Annotated in this window: 23 protein-coding genes and 1 riboswitch; of the genes, 6 read left to right on the top strand and 17 right to left on the bottom strand. The window is 38.2% G+C overall.

The window, feature by feature from the left end; all coding sequences use genetic code 11:
- Positions 1–218: 218 nt before the first annotated feature.
- Together QNH17_RS15380 and QNH17_RS15375 are read right to left on the bottom strand one after the other, a co-directional pair.
- The gene (locus tag QNH17_RS15380) at positions 219–1,490 is read right to left on the bottom strand and encodes an MFS transporter (RefSeq protein WP_283873309.1); all 1,272 of its coding nucleotides are present in this window, start codon (positions 1,488–1,490) and stop codon (positions 219–221) included.
- Between the two features lie 123 nt (positions 1,491–1,613).
- Positions 1,614–2,396 carry a PhzF family phenazine biosynthesis protein gene (locus QNH17_RS15375; RefSeq protein WP_283873307.1) on the bottom strand — a complete coding sequence of 261 codons (783 nt, stop codon included), beginning with the start codon at positions 2,394–2,396 and terminating at the stop codon, positions 1,614–1,616.
- A gap of 109 nt (positions 2,397–2,505) precedes the next feature.
- Here QNH17_RS15375 and pdxR point away from each other — a divergent pair, with 109 nt between their 5' ends.
- Positions 2,506–3,984, top strand: coding sequence for a MocR-like pyridoxine biosynthesis transcription factor PdxR (gene pdxR / locus QNH17_RS15370; RefSeq protein WP_283879515.1), 1,479 nt, complete (start codon positions 2,506–2,508; stop codon positions 3,982–3,984).
- A 77-nt stretch (positions 3,985–4,061) separates the two neighbouring features.
- On the opposite strand, the gene QNH17_RS15365 is transcribed toward pdxR, so the two are convergent.
- Both QNH17_RS15365 and QNH17_RS15360 read right to left on the bottom strand, forming a co-directional pair.
- Positions 4,062–4,538, bottom strand: coding sequence for a hypothetical protein (locus QNH17_RS15365; protein ID WP_283873306.1), 477 nt, complete (start codon positions 4,536–4,538; stop codon positions 4,062–4,064).
- A gap of 187 nt (positions 4,539–4,725) precedes the next feature.
- Positions 4,726–6,135, bottom strand: a complete 1,410-nt coding sequence (locus QNH17_RS15360; RefSeq protein ID WP_283873304.1) for a glycoside hydrolase family 1 protein — start codon at positions 6,133–6,135, stop codon at positions 4,726–4,728.
- A 134-nt stretch (positions 6,136–6,269) separates the two neighbouring features.
- On the opposite strand from QNH17_RS15360, the gene QNH17_RS15355 reads away from it, so the two are divergent.
- Both QNH17_RS15355 and QNH17_RS15350 read left to right on the top strand, forming a co-directional pair.
- Positions 6,270–6,887, top strand: a complete 618-nt coding sequence (locus QNH17_RS15355; RefSeq protein WP_283873302.1) for a DUF47 domain-containing protein — start codon at positions 6,270–6,272, stop codon at positions 6,885–6,887.
- A gap of 55 nt (positions 6,888–6,942) precedes the next feature.
- Positions 6,943–7,929: an inorganic phosphate transporter gene (locus tag QNH17_RS15350; protein WP_283873300.1), complete on the top strand. Its 987-nt coding sequence runs from the start codon at positions 6,943–6,945 to the stop codon at positions 7,927–7,929.
- A 122-nt stretch (positions 7,930–8,051) separates the two neighbouring features.
- Here QNH17_RS15350 and QNH17_RS15345 read toward each other — a convergent pair whose 3' ends face one another.
- Complete coding sequence (locus QNH17_RS15345) at positions 8,052–9,212, bottom strand: DUF4317 domain-containing protein (protein WP_283873299.1); 1,161 nt, start codon at positions 9,210–9,212, stop codon at positions 8,052–8,054.
- A 174-nt stretch (positions 9,213–9,386) separates the two neighbouring features.
- Here QNH17_RS15345 and QNH17_RS15340 point away from each other — a divergent pair, with 174 nt between their 5' ends.
- Positions 9,387–10,355, top strand: a complete 969-nt coding sequence (locus QNH17_RS15340; RefSeq protein WP_283873297.1) for an NAD(P)-dependent alcohol dehydrogenase — start codon at positions 9,387–9,389, stop codon at positions 10,353–10,355.
- Between the two features lie 58 nt (positions 10,356–10,413).
- On the opposite strand, the gene QNH17_RS15335 is transcribed toward QNH17_RS15340, so the two are convergent.
- From QNH17_RS15335 to QNH17_RS15295, 9 genes are all read right to left on the bottom strand, one after another.
- Positions 10,414–11,292, bottom strand: a complete 879-nt coding sequence (locus tag QNH17_RS15335; protein ID WP_283873296.1) for a 5'-methylthioadenosine/S-adenosylhomocysteine nucleosidase — start codon at positions 11,290–11,292, stop codon at positions 10,414–10,416.
- 185 nt (positions 11,293–11,477) lie between these two features.
- Positions 11,478–11,581: riboswitch (purine riboswitch) on the bottom strand.
- A 202-nt stretch (positions 11,582–11,783) separates the two neighbouring features.
- Positions 11,784–12,776: a LysM peptidoglycan-binding domain-containing protein gene (locus QNH17_RS15330; RefSeq protein WP_283873294.1), complete on the bottom strand. Its 993-nt coding sequence runs from the start codon at positions 12,774–12,776 to the stop codon at positions 11,784–11,786.
- 89 nt (positions 12,777–12,865) lie between these two features.
- Complete coding sequence (locus QNH17_RS15325; protein ID WP_481858627.1) at positions 12,866–14,263, bottom strand: alpha/beta hydrolase; 1,398 nt, start codon at positions 14,261–14,263, stop codon at positions 12,866–12,868.
- Positions 14,264–14,429: 166 nt separating this feature from the next.
- Positions 14,430–15,089 (bottom strand): 3-oxoacid CoA-transferase subunit B, encoded by a 660-nt coding sequence (locus QNH17_RS15320; protein ID WP_283873292.1) that lies wholly within the window; start codon positions 15,087–15,089, stop codon positions 14,430–14,432.
- Positions 15,090–15,104: 15 nt separating this feature from the next.
- Complete coding sequence (locus tag QNH17_RS15315) at positions 15,105–15,806, bottom strand: CoA transferase subunit A (protein WP_283873290.1); 702 nt, start codon at positions 15,804–15,806, stop codon at positions 15,105–15,107.
- A gap of 481 nt (positions 15,807–16,287) precedes the next feature.
- Positions 16,288–16,488 carry a hypothetical protein gene (locus QNH17_RS15310; RefSeq protein WP_283873289.1) on the bottom strand — a complete coding sequence of 67 codons (201 nt, stop codon included), beginning with the start codon at positions 16,486–16,488 and terminating at the stop codon, positions 16,288–16,290.
- A gap of 83 nt (positions 16,489–16,571) precedes the next feature.
- The gene (locus QNH17_RS15305) at positions 16,572–17,099 is read right to left on the bottom strand and encodes a DinB family protein (RefSeq protein WP_481858524.1); all 528 of its coding nucleotides are present in this window, start codon (positions 17,097–17,099) and stop codon (positions 16,572–16,574) included.
- A gap of 500 nt (positions 17,100–17,599) precedes the next feature.
- The gene (locus QNH17_RS15300) at positions 17,600–18,592 is read right to left on the bottom strand and encodes a DUF3231 family protein (RefSeq protein ID WP_283873286.1); all 993 of its coding nucleotides are present in this window, start codon (positions 18,590–18,592) and stop codon (positions 17,600–17,602) included.
- A 143-nt stretch (positions 18,593–18,735) separates the two neighbouring features.
- Positions 18,736–19,560 carry a GNAT family N-acetyltransferase gene (locus QNH17_RS15295; RefSeq protein WP_283873285.1) on the bottom strand — a complete coding sequence of 275 codons (825 nt, stop codon included), beginning with the start codon at positions 19,558–19,560 and terminating at the stop codon, positions 18,736–18,738.
- Between the two features lie 244 nt (positions 19,561–19,804).
- On the opposite strand from QNH17_RS15295, the gene QNH17_RS15290 reads away from it, so the two are divergent.
- Positions 19,805–20,239 (top strand): ribosomal maturation YjgA family protein, encoded by a 435-nt coding sequence (locus tag QNH17_RS15290; protein ID WP_283873283.1) that lies wholly within the window; start codon positions 19,805–19,807, stop codon positions 20,237–20,239.
- A gap of 12 nt (positions 20,240–20,251) precedes the next feature.
- Here QNH17_RS15290 and QNH17_RS15285 read toward each other — a convergent pair whose 3' ends face one another.
- Both QNH17_RS15285 and QNH17_RS15280 read right to left on the bottom strand, forming a co-directional pair.
- Positions 20,252–20,719 carry a Gmad2 immunoglobulin-like domain-containing protein gene (locus QNH17_RS15285; RefSeq protein WP_283873281.1) on the bottom strand — a complete coding sequence of 156 codons (468 nt, stop codon included), beginning with the start codon at positions 20,717–20,719 and terminating at the stop codon, positions 20,252–20,254.
- 141 nt (positions 20,720–20,860) lie between these two features.
- Positions 20,861–21,082 (bottom strand): DUF1540 domain-containing protein, encoded by a 222-nt coding sequence (locus QNH17_RS15280; protein ID WP_283873280.1) that lies wholly within the window; start codon positions 21,080–21,082, stop codon positions 20,861–20,863.
- Between the two features lie 169 nt (positions 21,083–21,251).
- Here QNH17_RS15280 and QNH17_RS15275 point away from each other — a divergent pair, with 169 nt between their 5' ends.
- Positions 21,252–21,947 carry a hypothetical protein gene (locus tag QNH17_RS15275; RefSeq protein ID WP_283873279.1) on the top strand — a complete coding sequence of 232 codons (696 nt, stop codon included), beginning with the start codon at positions 21,252–21,254 and terminating at the stop codon, positions 21,945–21,947.
- A 117-nt stretch (positions 21,948–22,064) separates the two neighbouring features.
- Here QNH17_RS15275 and QNH17_RS15270 read toward each other — a convergent pair whose 3' ends face one another.
- Positions 22,065–23,312 carry an L-lactate MFS transporter gene (locus tag QNH17_RS15270; RefSeq protein WP_283873278.1) on the bottom strand — a complete coding sequence of 416 codons (1,248 nt, stop codon included), beginning with the start codon at positions 23,310–23,312 and terminating at the stop codon, positions 22,065–22,067.
- Positions 23,313–23,435 lie beyond the last annotated feature (123 nt).

The following is a 23,435-nucleotide window of genomic DNA, read 5'->3' as shown; positions in this document are numbered from 1 at the left end:
ATTGGTTTTGATTATATTCTTGTTGTTATATGTATATCTTTAATTTTATTTAATAAAAAAAAGCATTCCTTTTTTTGTAAAGAAATGCTTTATAACTTTAACGATTTAATTATACTCGAAAAAAGAATCCGATACGAACTGGCCACATGAACAGCTTATGGGATCATGAGTGTCCCCTCTATCGCTCTATGTATCAGGTTAATACGGCCTTTTTTAATTTATGCTTTATACGTTTGTTTCACTTCAACATTTACATTTTGTTTTTTAATCACAATTACAAATAGACTGGCTAACAAACAAAACATTCCTGCCAGTACAAATGCCCATGTATAGGATGTGAAGATATTATAGATAATCCCTGCTCCACCTGCCGCCACAGCAGAACCTAATTGGTGAGCCGCAAAGATCCAGCCATAGACCACGACACTTTTTTCTATTCCAAAAATTTGCCGTGAAATGTTAATCGTTGGCGGTACGGTTGCGATCCAATCTAATCCATAAAAAACGGAAAAAATAACAAGTAGAGTAATAGAACCTTCAGAAAGTGCAAAGGGCAGTAAAACGAGTGAAGCCCCTCTTAGGCCGTAATACCAAAACAACAGCCAACGGTTATCGAATCTGTCTGATAACCAACCTGAAAGAGTGGTACCAATTAAATCAAAAATCCCCATAAACGAAAGCATCGAAGCCGCTGTGACTGCTGTAAATCCAAAGCCGATACAATAGGAAATAAAATGAGTACCAATTAATCCACTTGTCGAAAGGCCGCAAATAAAGAAGCTGCCTGCAAGTAACCAAAATTCCTTCACTTTTACAGCTTCAAACAATGTACGAAAAGCGATAATGATCGGATTATTCTTTTCGACAACTTGCTGTACAGGTGGTTCTACTTCCAAGCCATATCGAAGAAGCCCCATTTCTTTTGGTGAATTCTTCATAAATAATAGGATGATAACCAACATAATGAAGCTCAGGATAAGAATAAAACCAATTGCCCACTTCCAGGAAGACTCTTCTATGATTATGGCTAACAGTGGTAATAGAATCAACTGTCCAGTCGCTGTACTGGCAGTCAAAATGCCAACTGCAAGTCCCCTTCTTTTTTCAAACCAATGATTCGCAACATAGGGGCTTAATATCGTTAAGAACAACCCTGATCCTAGGCCAATGATTACTCCCCAAATGATCATTAATTGCCACGGTTCCGTCATTAAAAGAGTGAGCAAAACACCGATAAGCAGTGTAGTCATGGCTAATACCATCATTTTCTTTAAACCGATTTCCTCCACCAGCGCTGCCATAAAAGGACCAGAAATGCCGTAAAGTAAAAGGTTTATCGCAAATGCCATCGAAATTAATGACCGATCCCATCCGAATGCATTTTCCAAGGGGACAATCAACACTCCGGATGAGGATCGAACAATGCCTGCTACAATAATAGAAAAGAATGTGATCAATAAAATAACCCAACTATAATGAATCCGTCTCAAGTCTTTATCCTCCGGTTGTTGTGAATTTTCAGAATAATATTATATTAACATACCTGTCAACACAGGAATCGAATGTGGAAAAGCGGCATAAATGTCGCTCTTCAGATTTGCGCATTTCATATCTTAATACCCGATATGTAAATCCGCAATCGAATAAAGGGCTGCTTTACCGGCCATCCTCACTCGCGTCCCTTCAAGTTTACAATACAGAGTGCCGCCTCTATTGGATAACTGTTTAGCCACCATTTCTCTTTTTTCTAGCCTCTCAGACCAAAATGGAATCAAGCAGCAGTGTAAAGAACCAGTCACAGGATCTTCATTAACCTTTAGTTTTGGGAAGAACCCTCTGGAAACAAAATCACAATCATTTCCTTTAGCAGTAATACAGACACCAAGACCTTCTGGTAGTTTTTCTAATTTTGAAAAGTCAGGATCAGCATTTTTCACGGCTTTTTCTGATTCTAATACCAAAACTAAGTCTCTATTTAAATAGGCTTCTGTTGGCACAACTCCTAGGGCTTCAATCATTTGTTCCGTCACAGGTAACTTTTCTGATGATACAACTGGGAAATCCAATTCGTACAAGTCCCCTATTTTATTTACAGTAAGCACTCCACTCAACGTATCAAATTGAACGGATTCCACTTGATTTTCTACAAAATTCAAAATCACATATGCGGTTGCTAATGTTGCATGACCACAAAGGTTGATCTCTCCTCCTGGAGTAAACCAGCGAAGCCTATATATTTTTTCCTCTTTTACAGCAAATGCGGTTTCAGATAAATTATTTTCTATTGCAATTTTCTGCATAATCTCGTCTGATATCCAATCATTCATAATACATACCCCAGCTGGATTTCCTTCAAATACTTTTTCTGCAAAGGCATCAACAACATAATATTTCATCCACTATTCCCTCCAAGTGTTATAATGTAAAATAATTATTTACGTGTAGTTTATATGGAACACTATATAACACTCAATGCGGAAGTATAACACTAAGGGGATAATTATGATGCAAATCGAAATTCAACGAAATGCTGAAGTTTCATTATCAAAACAAATCTATCAGTCTATTGTGGATCGCATTCGTTCAGGACTCCTTCAAGAGGGTTTACAATTACCCTCCGTTCGCGATCTATCAAAACAATTAGGAGTAAGTTTGGTTACTGCAGTAAAGGCGTACCAGCAATTGGAACAAGAAGGATTTATCACTTCTGTCCAAGGAAAAGGAACGTATGTAAAGATGAATAGAAAAGCAGCTGAGGAAAGCAATGATGAGTTGTTTTCATATGATTGGCAGTTATCTGTTCAAGATTATTTACCTAGATCGCAATTTGGCCGATTTCATCTAGTCCCTGAAAAGATTAATCTTTCCTCCTCTATGATTGATCCCGGACTTCTTCCGAATCGCTATTTAGAACGTGAGATTCACCAAATACTTTCCGATAATCCTAGAATATTGTCTCAATACGGAGAAATTCAAGGCGACACTCATCTTAGAAAGGCAATGGATGAGTATTTGAAGAGAATTGGAGTTCCTTCTACTCCCGAGAACATCTTAGTGACAAGCGGTTCTCAGCAAGGGATTGACCTTGTTGCCCGGACATTTGTTGGACCTGGAGATGTCGTCGTTATGGAGGCCCCCACCTACCCGGGAGCAATTGATGTTTTTCGAGGGAGAGGCGCTATTATACTCACCGTCCCTGTTGATAAGGACGGTATGCGTGTAGATATCCTTCAAAATTTATGTGACAAACATAAACCCAAAATTATTTATACCATACCAACCTTTCATAATCCGACAGGAGCGGTGATGACATCTAAACGCCGCAGACAAATGCTTGAAATCGCACAAAGTATCCAGTGTCTTATTATCGAAGACGACCCGTGGGGAGAAATTTACTTTGATAAAAAGCCGCCGTCACCCATTAAAAGTTTAGACCATAACGGTCATGTGATTTACTTGAAAGGGTTAAGCAAAACACTTGCACCGGGTTGTCGAATTGGTATTTTGGCTGCTTCTGGCACTGTATTTAATCGTCTATTGGCTGCCAAGGCCAATTCTGACCTGGGGAGTCCTTTACTCACACAAAAATCCGTGCTGCCTTTTGTTAACTCTAAACAAATGATCGATCACTATAAAAAATTGAGAACGGCATTAAGAATTCGCCGCGATTTGGTCCTTGATTTACTCTCACAACATATGCCCGATGGCGTTTCTTGGGTAATCCCGGAGGGTGGATTAAATGTGTGGATCAGTCTTCCTCCTTGGCTAGATAGTAATCATGTCCTTTTAGAAGCGAAGAAACAGCAACTAACTTTCTTGCCTGGGTCTGCATGTTATCCAGTCGAGCAAGAAAACCGTCACTTACGTATAAGTTACTCTTATATGAACGAGTCTTTAATACAACAGGGAATCACGACATTATGTAACATCCTTCATTCACAATTGTCATCAAAACAAGTCCATGACAGTGCACCATTTTTTTAAGTAGAAAGCTGAGGAAATGAATGGCCCGATTTCACTTCAATCCTGGAAGTAAAATCGGGCTTCTTTTTTATTGGGAATTAATTTTTACTTCTTAGAATTTCATTCACTGTCGTTTTCATGGTGTAAACTACGGTTTTCTTGTATTTTGCTGCAATGAGGAGGACTTTGATTTGGTCGGACCGGGATAGTTGTTTAAAACGGGGTTCTTGTTTTAAAAAAGAGCGGACGATTGACCAGCTTGCCGGCATCAATGGAAAGTCATCAAGGGGTTGCTTGTTCCGGAATCGATGAAACCACGAGAACATTCCAGTGGAACTGCTGCTTTTATCGACTATACAGGGAGCATAAATATTTTTCGTGTGTTTTTTAAGGGATTCGAATCGATCTTGCCCGCTAACAATAATATAGTTGCCATCCTTGCGATTTTTTTTAACAACCAACACAAACATGCAATCCCACATGACTCTCTGCAATCTCTTAAGGTGCTCTGTAATTTTCGTCGATAAATCAGGCTTGATTTTGTTTAGAGGAATATACTGGATCGTGAATTTCATACTTAGCCCCTCCTGTGTTTTCATTTTCCTTTTCTCAGTTTCTTGCAGCAGGTGCGTTATTCTGGTGAAATTCCATTCCCTCTTAAAATATGTATGATATTTAGCGCATGTCACATACGAAGTAAGTTAAAAACAATTCCAGCCCAGAAAAAGAAACTCTTAATAAAAAATCAAGAGTTTCTTTTCTCTACAACTCTTCTCCCCGAGTCTCAATAATATGCTTATACCAGTGAAAAGAAAGCTTTTTCTTTCGGTTTAAGTGATCCTTATGATCCACATAGATAAATCCGTATTGTTTTTTATAACCGTTTAACCAGCTTAATAAATCTATCACAGACCAGGCATAATACCCTTTTAAATGGATGCCTTCACTAATTGCACGCTTAACCACTTTTAAATGTTCTTCAATATATTTAATGCGAGGCACATCAACAATTTCACCCTCGATAATCGGATCTACATCACCTAGGCCGTTTTCAGTTACATACATTTTTATATCACCATAACGCTCTTTTAACATATGCAGCCCATCTAAAAATCCTTGCGGCGAGATTTCCCAGCCCCATTTTGTATAGGTTTTATCCTCCATCTTCACGGTCCGATAAAAATAATCAAAAGACGGGTTACCAGGTGCTAATGTAGATGTTTCTCTTGAATGTTCCATCGATGATGCAGACTCGTGATTCTTTTCCACTCTAATCGGCTGATAATAATTTAGTCCAATAAAATCATTTTTACTTGCATTTCTTTTTAACGTATCGAGTTCTTCTTCTGTCCATGTTGGCGTCCAGTCTTTCTCCTTTAACTGCTCCACTACATATGTTGGATATTCTCCTTTTAAAATCGGGTCATAGTACCAAAAGGTTTCATATTCATTCGCATGACGAGCAGCTACTACATTCTCTTGCTTATCATCTACACTGTATGCAGGTAAGAACACATGGGTAATCCCAATTTCGCCGTACTGATTCAATTCCTTATAGACTTCAACCGCTTTTGCATGGGCATAAAACACATAATGTGTCGCTTGGAAGTATTTCTTTTCATCATTTTGGATTCCAGGTGGATGTGCTCCTTTTAAATAGCCTAATCCCGTAAACATAACTGTTTCATTAAACGTGATCCAATGTTTGACTCGGTCTCCGAATGCCCGAAAACAAACTTCTGCATATTTAACAAAGGCTTCAGCAGTTCTCTTATTGGTCCATCCCCCATCATCTTCAAGTGTCAGTGGCAAGTCCCAATGATACAGCGTTACAAACGGAACAATCCCATACTTTAAACATTCGTTAATGACACGGTTATAAAATTCCAAACCTTTTTCATTTACTTCCCCATCCCCTGTTGGCAAAATACGGGCCCAAGAAATCGAAAACCGGTAGGATTCCAGACCCATCTCTGCCATTAATTTTATATCCTCTTTATAACGATGATAATGATCAATAGCTACATCACCGTTCGTCCCCTCATACGTTTTCCCTGGAATCTTGGAAAAGACATCCCAATTGGTGACCCCCTTCCCATCTTCATTCCATGCACCCTCTATTTGATACGAAGCAGACGCGGCTCCGAATAAAAAATCATGTGGAAACTTCATCTTATGCCCTCCATATTTGGATCACCAAATGCTCTTATTTTGAATACACCTATGAATCGTATTGTGCTATTGGGAAATATTAAATATGTATATTTAATGTGATAATTAACTTTTGAAAAAGTGGAGGTTATAGAATGGCTACTAGAAAAAAAGATAAGTTTGCCGTTTATTTGGGTAATATTGCAACTAATTTAAAAGAAAGTGCGAACTATTTCGCAGATTATAAACTAAAAAATGTGAGCGACTTGAAGATTTTTTCCGAAAAAATGAAGGAATATGAAAACAAAGGAGATTCGTTAGTTCATGATGTGACCAAGGATTTACATAATGCCTTTATCACTTATATTGAACGTGAGGATATTTTAACACTGACGATGAGCATGGATGATGTTTTAGATGGATTAGAACATACTGCGGCCTTGTTTGAAATGTATTCGATTATTAATGCGGATGATTATATGCTTAGGTTTGTGGAAGCCATCCGAAGCTGTACAGTTGAAATTGAAACAGCGGTTGAAATGCTTGCATCAAAAAAATTACTAAACATGAGGGAGCATGCCATTAAGATAAAAGATTTAGAATCTAAATGTGATGCTATATTACGTGAATCCATTACACATCTGTTTGCGAACGAAAAAGACCCTATTCGTATTATTCAATATAAAGAAATCTATGAAGAACTTGAAAACATTGCGGACTTCTGTCAAGTCGTCGCCAATACATTGGAAAGTATTATCATGAAAAATGCTTAACCACTTTCTTGATAAAACTTAGATCACTTCAAGTCAGTACATTTTGGAGGTATAAATGACGATTATCGTTATCATCCTTATTCTTGCGTTAATATTCGAATTCATCAATGGTTTCCATGATACCGCTAACGCGATTGCGATGTCAGTTTCTACTAAGGCTTTATCACCGCGATTTGCTGTTTTTTATGCAGGCGCCTTAAACTTTGTCGGGGCTTTAACTTCACAAGCGGTTGCGAAATCAATAGGCGGAAAGATTGCCGATCCTTTTCAAATTGATAATGGATTGTTAATCGTCATTGCAGCACTGATTGCCGCGATCTTTTGGAACCTTTTAACCTGGTACTATGGGATTCCTTCTTCATCCTCCCATACCTTAATCGGTTCAGTGGCTGGTGCGGTTATATTTGGATCCGGCTTTGATTCTATAAACTGGGAAGGATTCACCGATATTATTAAAGCCCTAATCATTTCGCCCTTTTTAGCATTTGGTGTCGGATTTATTATCATGAAAATATTAGCGATAATCTTTAAGAATGCAAATCCATACCGGGCAACGCGCGGGTTTCGGAGCTTCCAAATCATTGCCTCTGGGTTAGCGGCTTTTTCTCACGGAGGAAATGATGGCCAAAAAACGATGGGGATCATTGTATTTGCCTTGGTGGCAGGTGGTTTCCAATCAACATTGGACGTACCATTTTGGGTACAAGTCCTCTGTGCAGGTACTATTGGTCTAGGTACCATGATTGGTGGAATGCGGATTATTAAAACTGTTGCAAAAAAAATCTTCAAAGTAAAACCAATCAATGGATTTGCAGCAGACCTAACCTCGTTTGCTGTTTTGCAAGGGGCAACCATGTTTGGACTCCCCGTATCAACGACACATGTGTCTTCATCTGCGATATTAGGGGTCGGATCATCAAAGCGGTTTAAGGGTGTGAATTGGGGAGTTGCGATTCGAATTGTTACGACTTGGGTAATTACACTGCCTATATCTGCATTGATAGCTGGATTGGTCATGATGGTATTGAAACTTTTTATGTAAAATGAATATATTCATTTGGTAAACATAAGAAGAGAGGTCAAAAACAAATGAAAATCACTTGTTTTTGACCTCTCTTTTTTAATCCAAATTATAAAGGCTTAAGGAACCTGTCCCTAAAAAAGCTATAGTGTTTCTGTTTCTAGTCGAAATCCTTCCACAATGACATCTTCATCAATCTCTAATAATAGGCATCGTTTTCCTTGGTACATAATATATTTTATGTTTTTAAGGTCTTTCGGATCGATAGATAAATTTGCCACATTGGTATCAATTTTTATCTTTTTAGGAATTAAATTGCTTGCTTTAAACTCATGGGTTTCGTCTGCTAGGACATCTTTAAAGGCATGTTCCACCTTGGCGGTATCTACGTTTTCGACCCCGCTTACTTCTAAGATGCGTCCAATGTCTTTATAATCCAACATCGGGGCTTCACTTTCTTCGTTTTCTTCATTCTCTTGAATCACTTTATCAATTTCCTCATAGACATTGGAAATGATTTTGGAATCCACTTGATCTCCAATGACTTTTTTTAAAATTAGTTCAAAACCATCTTTATCTTCGTCGGCGGTGATGATATCTTCACAATTAAGGACCTGTTCAATAAACGTAAAATCCGGTTCATTGGCTTTCCCTGCACAATAAAGAATATGGTTTACGTCTGAAGAATTGTCATTAAAAGCAGGGAAAAGAAAGCCAGACATTGGGGATTGCAAATTAATGATTGGATCAAAGACCGTATTCGATTTAAATTCCTTCTCGACATAATCAAACAGCAAGGCCTTTTTTGGCTGATCCGTTCTATTAAGACTGCAAAGAATAAAATGGTTGGAATAGACTTCGTCATCCCCGCCTTCTTCCGATTCCAGATCCCGCTTCCTAGTTGCTTTACGATATTCTCCGCGGATAAACGTCACGACCGTATCAAAATCGTACACCGTATGAGCAAACATTTTTCCAACCATAGCAAACATATATTCTAACCAATCTTCAGTGGTGTCTGCCTGTAAACCATCAAAGAGGATCGTTTGAGTGCTGTCTTCCGCATCACGCTGGAATTTTAGCTCAAACAGTTTGGAATCTAGTTGACCGGTCAAAACCTTTTTAAAATTTCCTAAAAACAATTCTTGTGTTTCCAGTTCTAACATTTGAAATGGTTGACAAACATGATGATAAATCTCACCTGATTCTTTCTGCACATAGACATTGTAAATTTCACGAATGGCCATGAGATCATTATTTAATTTAAATTGCTTCCGTATATTAGCGACGTCGTTTTTATTCATCCTTCTCAACTCCCATCCCTGATTATACTGTGCAGACACAAAAATAGAAATACATACAACTTCCTAGGTTAGCATTTTGGAAAATTAATGTATTAAATCGTTGAGAGTCTTGAATATCTTTAATTTAAGGATCATTAGCGATTTTTACAAAATTAAATCCTAGGAGGTTTCAAAATGAAAGCAATTGTAACTAAAAAATATGGACCACCTGATGTACTTGAATTAACGGAGGTGGAAAACCCGATACCAAACGATGATCAAGTCCTTGTAAAAGTACGTGCATCCTCGGTGAATTTTGGTAACTTGGTCCTTTTAAAAGGTGAACCGTTCCTAGCTCGTTTTGCTTTCGGCCTTCGGAAACCCAAATACCCCATACCTGGTGGTGACATTGCCGGCCGGGTGGAAGCAGTTGGAAAAGATGTTACACAGTTTCAACTAGGTGATGATGTGTTCGGAGACCTATCAGGTTTTGGCTGGGGTGGTTTTGCCGAATATGTAGCTGTTCCAGTAAATGCACTAGCACTAAAACCGGCCAATCTATCCTATGAGGAAGCAGCCGCGGTGCCAATGGCCGGAGTCACAGCCTTGCAGGGTCTTAGGGATAAAGGCAAGATCCAGCCAGGACAAAGAATTTTAATTAATGGAGCCTCAGGCGGTGTCGGCACATTCGCTGTACAGATCGCCAAATCCTTTGGGGCTGAGGTAACAGGTGTATGTAGTACAAGAAATTTAGATATTTTGCGATCAATTGGAGCCGATCATGCGATTGACTATACCCAAGAAGATTTTACCCAAAAACCTCAAGTTTATGACCTGATTCTGGGCGTAAATGGTCATAAACCAATCTCTGCTTATAAGCGAGTACTAAATTCCAATGGAATCTTTGTTCACGTCGGAGGTTCCGAGGCACAAATGTTCCAAGCCATGGTCCTCGGGCCTTGGATATCTATGACCAGCAAAAAGAAAATGGGCACCTTTTTACAACGGCCTAAACAGGATGATTTGATTTATCTGAAAGAACTAATTGAAGCCGGAAATGTAAAACCAGTGATTGATCGCTGTTACATATTAAGCGAAATCCCTGAAGCATTCCGGTATTTTCAAGAAGGCCACGCACAGGGGAAAATTGTGATTACGGTGTGAACACATAAAAAATAGAGCTGTGGAAACAGCTCTAAAATCGTGACACCTATTTACTAAATTATTTGTTTTGCAAAGTTGCAATATATTTTTTAACTACTTCATAAACATAGTCTTGATTGGCTGAAGCTGTATTCGGGTTGTATGTGCCGCCATTTGTTTTATTGTTAGAAAGAACACGAATACCCAAGAATGCGACATCATAAGCATCGGCAATTTGTGCTGCAGCCGCACCTTCCATTTCCTCTACAGATGTACCGTAATTTGTATGGAACCACTTAATCCGATCCACTTCATTGTTCCAAACGTCTGCTGAACCGATGGTCCCCTCAACCACTTTACCTTTGGTGTACTTATCTTTTACTGCATTCGCAGCTGCAAGAAGATCTTTATCACCCTCGTAGTAACGGACTTTTTCAGCATTCGGATCAGACCCGCTACCTTCTGAAGCCATTAAGTCCATCGGTTTCCAAATAGTTGGATCCATTCCTTGGTCTTGTGCTATATTTCCTGTTTTTAACGAACCTATGTTTGTTGTTCTCTTTCCTAATACAATATCAAATACATGTAAACTTGGGTCATGTCCGCCTGAAGTCCCTTGATTGATAATCGCGATCGGTTTATATTTTTCAATCGCTAATGCTGTTGCTGCCGCTGTATTTTCCATACCTTTACCTGTTTTAGCAACGATGACAGGATAATTGTTCAACTTTCCTTTGTAAAAGACAAAAGTTCCTGACTTTTCCACTTTCACTTTTTCTAATCTTTGTGCAAATTTTTCGGCTTCAATAGGCATAGGGCCTTGAATAAGAATTGGTCTCGCAGCCCCTTCTACTTTTTCTTCTACTAGTAAAGTGGAATGCTGAAACGCAAGCAACGATAAGAATAGTACAAGAATAGCTGCTACTGGAGCGAATTTCTTTAACATTTTGTTTTTCATAAAACCTCTCCCAGTTCTTTTGATGTTTGATCTACTCGGGTAGTCGTGTCCAATGAAAAAGGTCTAGAAATGTAGAATAATTTCTACCTTCTAGACCTACGAAAGTCAAAGTATTGATATTCTAGCAAAAAGAAAAATTCTTTGCTAAATTAATGAATGGCCAAGGCACAAAAATCGCCTTATAGAAGCCAAATACTTTAACTCGTAGTCTAGTTCTTTTAGTGGGAACCAGGTAGAAACACTCAGACCATATTACCGAGTATATACGAGCAATGAAATATATAATTATTACTTTTTTAATATAACAAACTTAATATAAATTTACAACGGAAAAGGTGAATGTTTTTATTGAAAAGTTTAATAATGTTCGTGTTTAGGGGATTTTTAGCAAAAAAATGAGGCGAAATATCTAAAGAAGAGCAGGAATTAGCCAGTGGTTTTTTCACGAAGACAAAATCCTAAAAGCTAATTTGTCTTCGTGAATACTATCTCTAATTCCTTGAAGCTAAAATTTCTTTAATTTTCCGTGTTACAAGCGGATAAAAATTGTTAATGGCATCAGTGGTGGAATTTCCTCCGAAAAACGCAGTACCGGGGCATGTTTTTACATTATAATCTGGACCTTTATCCAGCACCCTTTCCTTCGTTCTTAGATTCCACCAATGATGATAGGTAATAGTGTCAATGGAAGGCGTTAGCCCGAATTTAATTGAAAGGACCGCAGTAATATACACAATTGTTTCTTTCTGTTGGGCTGTCATCACATCATGACCTTTATCGAAGTTGCCTACATTTTCGATTGCAATCCCAGTTGCGTTTGCCCTTGGCCCAATGGTACCTTCGGGGGCTATGTTAAAGGGCCTCGATACGGCAATTTTTCCATCCGGAAAAGTGGTTATATTTTGAGCGATAGTACTCCAGCCCATTTTTCGTTTATGGAAATTTTCCATCCCTTGCAACATCCGAAAATGATTGGTGCCATTAAATTGCTTGTATGACGGCAACCAGGTGTGATGCTCTTGGATGAGCGTAACTCTCCTATTAATTCGAGCGTTAAATAACCAATCCCTAAATTCCTCCCGTGTCATCAAGATATGCTGACCTTGCATCTTCATTTTTTTAGGAGGAATCTTGAGCACTTGCCCGATATAGAGTTGATCAGTTGAAAGCTTATTCTTTGTTTTAATTGCATCGACTGTTGAATGGAATGCTAACGCGATACCCCTCAAAGTATCCCCAGGAACCACTTCATACGTAGTAGGTACCCACAATTTTTGGCCAACTAATAATGTATTCGACTGCAATCCATTGGTCATTTTTAAGTCATTGACGGAAGTTCCAAATTTAATGGCAATTTGCGGCAGCGAATCGCCATGTTTAACACCATAAGTATTACTCTGCTTATACTCAGTGGCATGGGCAGGAATATTATTTAATAGGGTGCTAAAAATCAAACTGCATATAATCACCAAATGTTTTCTCATGTTCTAAATCCCTTCACTATATTTCTGCATTCATAGTTTGCAGAATAGCGTTGGGATTATTCTTGGCTGATTTGAAAGGTGTTCCTTTTCTACTTAGGATCCACTTCTTTTCCTGTCTTAATATCTAACACTTTTGCAGGATCCTGCGGGGTGGAAATGAATTTACTCTTAGGTGCTTTTTTATGATGTTCAACCCAATCCACGAGTAAGTCAAAAGCTTGATGTGCATACGGAAGCAAAGGCTGCAGCTCTTTATTCGGATCTGTTGAAGTGTTCCAAACCAAGCTATCGACATGGTTTCCCTTTTCAATGGTATAAAGTCGGTGTAATTTGCCTTTTCCTGCTTGGTTTACAAGCTTGTCGTATGCATCCGCATGGATGGACGGAAAAATTAACGAGTCCCAGGAACCAGTTATACTGATCAGCGGCACATCAATATCGCCGGTATTTTCAATGGCTTTTACGTTTTGTTTGACTGCACTTGGCCGTACCATATAATTGTAATCTTTAAAGATGTAATCGTATGTACGATCACGAATACTACCGTTATAGTTCAAATAGTTTCTCCAATCGATTTGGTTAGGAGCGTTTGGATCAAGTTCATCCCGATAAATATTTAAGGTGAGGAACCAGTAGACCTGATCATGATAGCTCCACAGTTTTTCAGACCCTTTCGGTAAACCAGCTTTATACATTTTTTTCATTGCCGCATTCTTTTCTTCACCTGTGCCGTAAATGGCTTTTTCCGCATGATTGACAACTGGAGTTAACGAACTAATTAAATTCGGTTCATTCGCTCTCCATAACACGCCTTCCCAATCCACTCCGCCATCATATAGAGCTGGTTTCCCTGTCTTATCTGGGCCGTCGTGTTCAAGCGCATAACGGACGACATAACCGCCATTGGAAATCCCCATTGCATAGGTAGGCACTTTGTGTTTTTTTGTAATCAACTTACTGGCTGGATTTTTTCTATCACTCTCTTTAATCAGCTTATCACGATAATTTTCAGTTAAGTATTTTTGTGCTGCTATCGTCAATTGGCGAAAGCGCTGATTCCATTCAGTGATGCTGTCATCCTCTGCAACTAAGGCGTTCTTTGCTTTAGCGAATGGATCGGAAGGGTCAATTTCCCCTTGTGTCCCTTTATCCGTAGCAGCAAACGCATAACCTTTTGCTAAAACATAATCACTAAACAGTAAATCAGTCGCCGTTTCATTTCGAGTCGCGGGTATTCCCCCTACAACTAATTTTCCATTCCAGTTGTCTGGTACACGAATGACAAATTTTGCATCGTCAAACATACCGTTGACTTGAACACCGCTTACTGACGCAGGGTTGTACATGTTATACCAACCCGATCCTTCTTCCTTATTTCCCCAATTATAAGGAGCCAATCCAATATTCCCAAAGACAGTTGCTTCTGCATATTGAGACGGATTTTTTGTTGTTAACCAATTTCCGTTTGTCCCATCAAACTTCCTCACCGTAACATCTTGTGCCCCCGATACTTCTGGAGAATAGGAAGCGGAAACACTCTTTTGCAAGAAATTCTGAGGAACAAGCGGAAACAATAAAGCAGAGGCAGCAGCTATCGCTAAGAGTTTACCTTTCACCAAAAAATCCCTCCGATTCTTAATACTGATTTTGATTTTACACAGATACAGAGTTAACGAGCAATTCCGGACAAATTGTAAAAGAAGCTTCTGTTTTCCCCTTAACTTCCTCAAGTGTAACCCCTTCTTGTGTTTCCACTAAGACCATTCCCTCAGGGGTAAAATCAAATACTGCTAAATCAGTGATTAAACGATGGACAACCCCTTTTCCAGTTAAAGGAAGTGTGCATTCTTCTTTAATTTTAGACTCACCATACTTATTGACATGTTCCATAATTACAACAATGCGCTTAGCACCATTTACAAGGTCCATCGCACCGCCCATACCCTTTACCATTTTCCCCGGGATCATCCAGTTGGCAAGATCTCCATTTTCTGAAACCTCCATCCCGCCAAGAATGGCTAAATCAATATGACCGCCGCGGATCATGGCAAAGGACTCAGCACTATCAAAATAAGAGGCGCCATTCACTGCTGTGACCGTTTCTTTCCCTGCGTTGATTAAATCAGGATCGACTTGTTTCTCATCCGGATAGGGCCCGATTCCCAACAGTCCATTTTCTGATTGGAGCAAAACACTGTATTCAGCAGGTATTTCATTTGCTAAAAGCGTCGGTATTCCAATCCCCAAATTGACATTCATCCCATCTTGTATTTCTTGCACTGCCCGCTTGATAATTTTTTGACGTACATCCATTGAAATTTCTCCTCCCTATGCTTGAATAACAGTCCGTCTCTCAATTCTCTTTTCATAACCTTCCCCGGCTAAAAGACGCTGAACATATACGCTTGGTGTATGAATGTGGTCGGGATTTAATTCACCAGCTTCGACAATTTCTTCTACTTCTGCAATTGTTATTTTTCCAGCCATTGCTGCCAAAGGATTAAAATTTCTGGCTGTTTTGTGGTAAACTAAATTTCCTAACGAATCCGCTCTCCAAGCCTTTACTAATGAAAAATCGCCAACAATGGCTTTTTCAAGGATATAAGTTTTTCCGTCAAAATCTTTATGTTCCTTTCCTTCGGCAATCGGTGTTCCAACACCAGTTGCTGTATAAAATCCTGGAATGCCAGCCCCGCCTGCACGGATTCGTTCTGCAAGGGTACCTTGTGGCACGAGTTCCACTTCTAATTCCCCGCTTAAAAATTGTCGTTCAAAAATCTTGTTCTCCCCAACATAGGAGGAAACCATTTTTTTAATTTGTTTATTCGCAAGTAATAGTCCGAGACCCCAATCATCGACACCACAATTATTGCTGACAATTGTTAAGTCTTTTACTCCTTTATCTCTTAGAGCTAGGATAGCCTTTTCTGGTATCCCGCAAAGGCCGAATCCCCCTACAATAATCGTAGCTCCATCATGGATATCCTCGATGGCTTTTTCAAACGAATCAATTATTTTTCCATTCTTCATGCTTTTATCTCCTTTTTAATAGAATCATGGTCCGAAACATGCAACATTTATTCCGAAAACGGATTCATTGATTGACATGTATAAACGGTACACTTTTATAACAGTAAACGGTTACAACAATCTAACCTCCTATTCTAGAAAGTCCATGATAATCATTTAGTAGCAAGTTTTATGCCAAATATATTTTATTATTCAGAATTAATAAAATAGGTAGATATCGATAGTATCAAACATTCATCTATAGCTCTTAGGTGAATAATTTCCGTTTTTTCGGAATTTAAGCTATACTGCTTTTCCGGAAATCGGGAAACTTCCGGTTTTTCGGAAATCACCTTGGCTAGTAATTGTTTAGAAGAAATCAAAAAAGGGTTAGTCCCTCAAAATAATGAAAGACTGACCCCAATATTTTTGTTTAAACTTAATCGTGCTTAGAGGAATTGCGATTTCTTTACATAAAAAAACCTCCTCAAACGAGAAGGGCTTACTCTTTCTCCGTTATAAACCAACCCTCTGGTTTTTTTTCTATAGTGAAAATATCTTCACTAAATTTTTTGCGAAGTGCTTTATATTCCTCATTTTCAATTTTAATCTCAGAAACTCTAATTTGTTTTAGTGTAATTTCTGGCTTTTTGAGGTCGAATATCAAATCTTTAAAAATAAAATAGGTTTTTTGTCGTTTCATTCTCCCCACTTCCTTCCTTAATAGTTCCTACGTTTAGAATTAGGTAAAAATGAATGAAAGCTAGAAAGCAAAACCACCAATTATTAAACATTCCGTAAGTTTCTAAGCAACTGGAAAATCTGACCTCGATGATGGGATTCATGTTCAATCAAATGATATACAACCCACTCAGGTGTGACATCATATTGTTCCAGAATTCTAGGTTTACGCCAATCTGTTAGGTCCATTGAACGAAAATGGGAAAGAAATACTTCACGAACCTTTTTAAGGCGGTAAAAATGATCTTCTAAACTTTGCCCCTCCATGTGGGCTAAAGAGCCATCTTCGGACCGATGTTCTAACGGAAATAGTGAACGTATTTCGGGATCCCAATCGGTAACTAGTACCTCTTCATATAACCAATCTGCCTCGATTAAGGCGATGTGATACAACAACGAGCCTATTGTTTGTCTTTCATCCATTTTGGTATCGAGGATCGTTTGGCTAATACCAGTTAATTCTGTTAAAAGAGTACGGCGAACATCCTCTAAGCACCATAGCCATCGGCCGATTTCTTCATTATATCCTGGTAATGGAGATACCAGTAAACTTCTTCTATCCAATAAGATCATCCTCTTCTATATTTTTGTCGTTTCATTCATCGACGAATTTGTGAGACTTATTAGCGAATTTGAAAATAACAATCTGTTGAATCCTATCTTTGATCAATAACTCCATAAAAAAAGCTGATTTACAGCGCATCTTTCTATGAATTCCAAATGTTTAACTTCAAAGCTTCAAGTCGAATCCACCCTCTTTTTCGCAGACTTCCTGAAGTGCTTTATTTCTAATACATTATCTTTTGTTAGCATGCATATCGCCATGTTCATTTTCACCTATTCCTATTCTTGATGATAAGGTGTCATTCCTTCTTTTTTTAAGATTTAGGAGAGGGAAAATAACTTAATTTATTTTTGCCCCACTAACAACATCCTATCTCAGAGAGTTGCCATGCCTGGCACACATAAAAAAGGCCGCCAATTTTGGCAGCTAAATTTTCAATACAAGCACCCCGTTTCTATGATAGGAATGCTGTAATTTCCTGTATTTTTTAGTAAAACAATATTCAGTTCTAAATCATTTTCCTGTCATCCGCAAAAGGAGGCTGCTCCATCCAGTTCTTTTTAATGATTAATTTACCGAAACTACTGTAGATCAGTAAATCATCAAAAATAGATTTTTCGCATTGTAATACAATATCTGCTCTCATACTATACATCGCAGCAGTACCGTAATAGGATAATGCTGCTGCAAATAAAAAGCCTGAATGAAACAGCATAAGTTTTTCAGAAAATGGTGCATCATTTGAATTTGTTATTTCTGAATCAAATGTATGGGGTAAATGAAGGTCTTCTTTAAGTAATAACGTTGTAAATATCCCAATATGTTTATTTGCTGCATTAATAGCTTTCTCTAAAAACTTAATAATGGGTTTATCTTTACAAACTTGTTTAAAAGCAATAAGGCACCCTTTTGTCATCATGCTTTTTTCTAAATTAAAATAGATATTACCACATTCAACAGCATTCATGGTTCTTTTACTGCCAACCAAATCAGTTACATAATCAAGGCTCTTGATAAAATGAACCTTATCAGGAGTTGAATAATATGGTGGAGGATTGAGAAGTTTCAATGAAATAAGGACTTCAAGTGATTGGTTATATAATTCCATAGTGTCTAGATTACATTGGTAATAAAAATCTCTTATGTCTTGACGAATCGAAACGGTAAATGCCAGACTGTATGACTGACTCCCATGCATTGTCATGGTGTGAATATAATTTAAGCAAAAGAAATCCGTAAATAATGGAGGTGTATCCAAATTAACATCTTTATCATTAAACCCTTTAGGAACAGGAAAATGCTCTTGAAGAAACAGCTCCTTCAGTTTGCTAATATGCTTGTCGCAAAGTCCTTGTGCTGTCCGAAAAACTTTATGTATTTCAGGGTCTTGAACGGTATTTAACATGTACTTGATTACACAAAGCCCCATTGTTTCACGTATATAATGGGTCCATAAATTCGATATCTCTGGTGCGGTTAATCTTTCGTTGTTTTTATTCATTTTTTCACCTATGATTTTGGGATATATGTTTATTTTTACCTATTAGCAAGACATTATGTGTTATTCACCAATAAATCAATAGTAAAAGAATATAAATAAAACAAATGTGTAGAATTAAATTAGAAATTATTTACAATATGAAATTACTCTTCATATAGATAGTAATCCTGGGAATGGTAGCTTCTAAATCCACAAGATTCGTACAATCTTAGGGCATGGGCATTTTTAGCCTCTACCTCGAGAAAAATAGGCAATCCTTTGTGATGTTCCATAATTACCACATTTGATAACGCTTTTCTCCCGATTCCTCTTCCCTGCAGTTCAGGAAAAACCGCAAAACCATAGATCCAGGCTTCTCCATTTGATTCGGAAACGCGCATTTTCCCAGCTGTTTTTCCTTCTGATTCAATAATGAAACGTTCGTCACTGCTGGTTTCCCTGATCGTTTGGTTAAACTCCCGAGCTGCCTCTTCGTTGATACCAAACCCCAATACGTCGAGTTGGATTTCGGCTTCCCAATCTTCTTCAGAAATAGACGGGCGCAAGGTAACAGTAGGATCCTCAACCAATTCCGTGTCCTGCCATTTCATTTGATACTCCGCAATCGAAAAAGAACAAGGAATATTTTTCAAAAAATGCTTGGCAGATTGAGATTCTGTAGGGGCATTTAATAAAATCGTTGTATATCGTTTCTTCGACTCGATTAATCCCCTTTCCAGCAACTCAGAAAAGATCCCTCGTCTTCGGTAATTCGGGTGCACCATTCCACATAGTTCTACTTTATCTCCAAAACCATAGATGCCGAGAAAGCCGACAAGCTTGCCATCTTTATAATGGAATAAGTCTTCCTTTTGCTTTCCAATCCGATTTTCTAGCATATCAAAATTAAGCTTCAAGTCGAATCCGCCTTCTTTTTCGCAGACTTCTTGAAGCGCTTTTATTTCCAATATATTTTCTTTTGTTAGCATGCATTTCACCCCTGTTCATATTCACCTAATCCTATTCTTTATGATAAGTTGTCATTCCTTCTTTTTTTAAAATTTATATAAAAAAAAAGCCACCTTGATGGCAGCTTAATTAGATAACTCTATTTGTTCCCTTTCTACATTTGTTCTATTTATTATAAAAGTGCACTAGTCTTCTTTCATTGCTTCTATCGAAAAATACTAGTATATTCAAAATTATAGGTATGAGGAGAAATGAGTGATTGGAATGAATACTGGCCAACATCAAATGAAGGAATCGATTAATCCACCAATCATGAAGATTGGTTATTTGTTCGCTGTTATTCTCACGATCATCTTTGGCCTGGCCTCGAGAAAATTCTCTCCACTTCTTCCAATTTTTGTTGCGGAGAATGCCGGAGACGCGCTTTGGGCAATGATGGTTTATTTTGGATTCCGTTTCTTGCTGGTGCGAAAGAGCCTCCTAACAGCAATTTTTCTTAGTTTTTTATTCAGTTATGGAATCGAATTCAGTCAGATGTATCAAGCAGAATGGATCAATCAACTTCGCGGTACACAACTCGGATCCTTAATACTTGGTAAAGGATTTCTTATAGTGGATTTGATTCGGTATGCAATTGGGATTATTGTCGCTACTGTTATGGATAAAATGGCGCTTAGTGCAAGGAAGCTTAAATCTTAATAAAACAGTTCCTTAGTTATCTAAGACTAATGGAATTTCTAACGTATTTATTTTAGAGCCATCTTTTGCGGAATATACAAATAATTCCAATTTACTGGTATTTGTAGATACTAACCCTTTGTCAAAAGTGATTTCAAATTCTCCCCAAGCTGGTGCACCCTCTGTCTGGTAGTTCCCTTCTTTAACGACATTTTCTCCATTATAAAGAGCATATTGAAAGACCCCTTCAAAAACTTGGGCTTTCCCTGTTACAATGATAGCATCTGCTTTTTTTGTAACGACAACATCTTTAAAGACTTCATTGTGATATACTTCTTCCTCTGGTTCTTCTGAAACTGGCCCATTGGGATTTGAGGGATTTTCTCCGTCTGGTTCTGTTACCGGTGGTTTTTCATTTATCATTTCCTGTTTTGGAGTACAAGCAGCTAAACCCATTGTAACTAACCATAAAGAGAACAAATAAGTCATCTTCTTCATCATGTGATCCCGCCTAGTTTTCTTTTTCTTTATTATATTTTATTAAACTTTCAATTATCCTGTATGCTGAGAAAATAAAAAAAAGACGGAACTGGCTTCTCCTTTTGGGAAGCTCAAGTCCGTCCTTTTTACAACAGAATCCGTTTAACTATTTTTCCTTTGTTTAGGTTTGAAGGTTTTACAACAGGTTTCAGCTGAGGTACCTGCCGTATCCACATGATTCTTTTCACCTAATTCGGAAGAAAATTCTGTATCATAGCGTGCATGGTTATCTATTTCAACCATAATTTTATCTGCTGTACAAACATTTCCTTCTCCATAAAACGAACAGTTGGCGATTGAACAAGATACTTCAACTTTAGGCATGGTCGAACCTCCTAGTTATGAACTGTTGCTTTATTATATTTTGTAAAAACAATTTTTTCATTCAAGGGAATTGGTGTGGAATAAATCAAACCGTAATTCTCGAAAACCACCTCGAAGCAGATTGAAACCAAATGATCTGTCCTCTCGTCTCTATTAATGAGGTGGGATGATGAGAAAATTAATTAGTTTGTTTATTTTTTTAGTGTTCATCTTATCAGGCTGTCAGTCACTTAGCCAGAATACAATCATTGATTGGGTGGATTTTATTAAGTGGGACGGTAAAATGTATGAAGGAATCAATACATGTGTGATTGCGGATGAAAAGCACATTGATAAAAAACTCGGCGAGGTAAAGTTTAAAGTAGCAGACAATGTCTCTGATCCTGAATATAAAACAAAAAATGGCGATGCTGCCTTCCATGAAAAAGGAACAGATATTTTTACGATTAAAGGAGAACCAAATCTGCTGGCGGTAAAGTCCTCCCGAGCCATTAATGGATACAACCTTTACTATTCAAGAGATGAGGAAAAGAACCGTTGGCAATTTAAAGACATGCCTGCCGAAAAAGTTATCCGAATTGAGATTTATCAAGAGAATACAGCAAATGGCACGAAACGAATCACGGAAATAAAAAATATAAACCAAATAAACCATCTTCTGCAAATATTAAAAACAAGTAAGGATTCTCCATCCTATCAACCGAATATGAAAAATGGGGATCCTGATATGTTTCAAATCGTCCTATATACAGGTGACCCTGTGGCTTATATGTTTCCCCTCCAATTCGATGGGCATAACTACTTTTGGTTTCCATCAGAGACATCGATTTTATCCGATGAAATTCAGGGATATATCCCGAGATGATTATCTCGCAAGTGGAATTAATTTATGTTCTTACAGACAAAACTGGTCAAGTGACAGGTCTATCACGACAGGCAGCGGGCCCAATAGGGTCCGCTGCCTTTTTTAGAAATCACACTATTAACTTGCTCGTGTCTCCGGTGAAAGATTGTGAACCTTCCCATGATTCCTTTTTTCCTTCGTTTTTGGATTTCCAACATTCGGTGCCTTAATGGTCATGGCGATGAGTAATGATACAACGCTCAGAACGGCAATAAGCTTAAAGGTAGGAATGAAACCACCCAAGGCAGAAGCAATAAATGATCCAGAAATGGCTCCAATTCCGAAACCTTGATAAATGATGCCGTAGTTTTTGCTTTGATTTTTCAAACCAAAGAAATCAGCGACAATGGCAGGAAAGATCGTAATATTACCGCCAAAACAGAAGGCAATCCCTGCCACACAGGCAAAGAACAATGCATAATTAAGTTGGACAAAACTTAATACCGTCACCGCTGCTGCAGTAACAAGGAGTGCAAATGATACCACTCTTAAACGACCGACTTTATCTGATAAGGCCCCCAGAATGATGCGGCCGCTTGTATTAAAGATGGCAACTAATGCAACTGCATTACTAGCCGCTTCAACATCAAGTCCAGCCATTCTCACTCCAATATCCTTCACAATTCCAATTAAGAATAAGCCACTCATGCACGCGGTGAAGAAAATGATAAATAATAGATAGGCTTGCTTGGTTTTAAGCATTTCTTTAACAGTAAAATCTTTTTGGGCGCTGGCACTAAGGGTTTGCGCCGCATGACCCATTTTTGCTTCCCGTACAAGGAATGAACCACCCACAACCATAATCAGGACAATTACACCCCAGTAAAAAAAGGCTTGTGTCACTCCCACTGTTTGGATCAGTGAACCGTTAATGAATTTGAATAACAAACTTCCTGTCCCATATGCGCCAACAGAAATTCCAGAAATAAGTCCTTTTCTCTCAGGGAACCACTTTATTAAATTAGATAATGACGTAATATATGCAGTACCGTCTGCTGCACCAACGACAACACCCACTAAAATATAAAGCATCCACAAAGATGATACCTGGGAACTAAGGATTAACCCTGCTCCCAGGACAAGGCCTGCAACACCTATTAAACGGCGAAGTCCCCATTTATCCTGCAGCTTCCCAGCAAACAACGTAGAAAATGCCAAGGCGAAGCTGGTAATTGAAAATGTAATAGCAACCGAATTTAACTTCCAATCAAAGAGTTCTACTAACGGCTGGTTAAAAAGACTCCACGTATAAATGGTACCTAAGCCCATCTGTACAATAATCGTTCCTAACACGATCAGCCATCGACGATCTGTTTTTGATTTCATTGCGATCTCCTCTTTTCCATGTAAAAATGATCATGTTCAACATAAAAACCTTTAATTGATTTTGTTTACATCATCATCATAGCATCGAAAAATAGATAGAAATCGGTTTCAGAATGAGATGCC

The organism is Neobacillus sp. SuZ13 (genome assembly GCF_030123365.1).
Lineage (GTDB): Bacteria > Bacillota > Bacilli > Bacillales > Cytobacillaceae > Neobacillus.
This window is presented reverse-complemented; position numbering and strand designations above follow the sequence as displayed.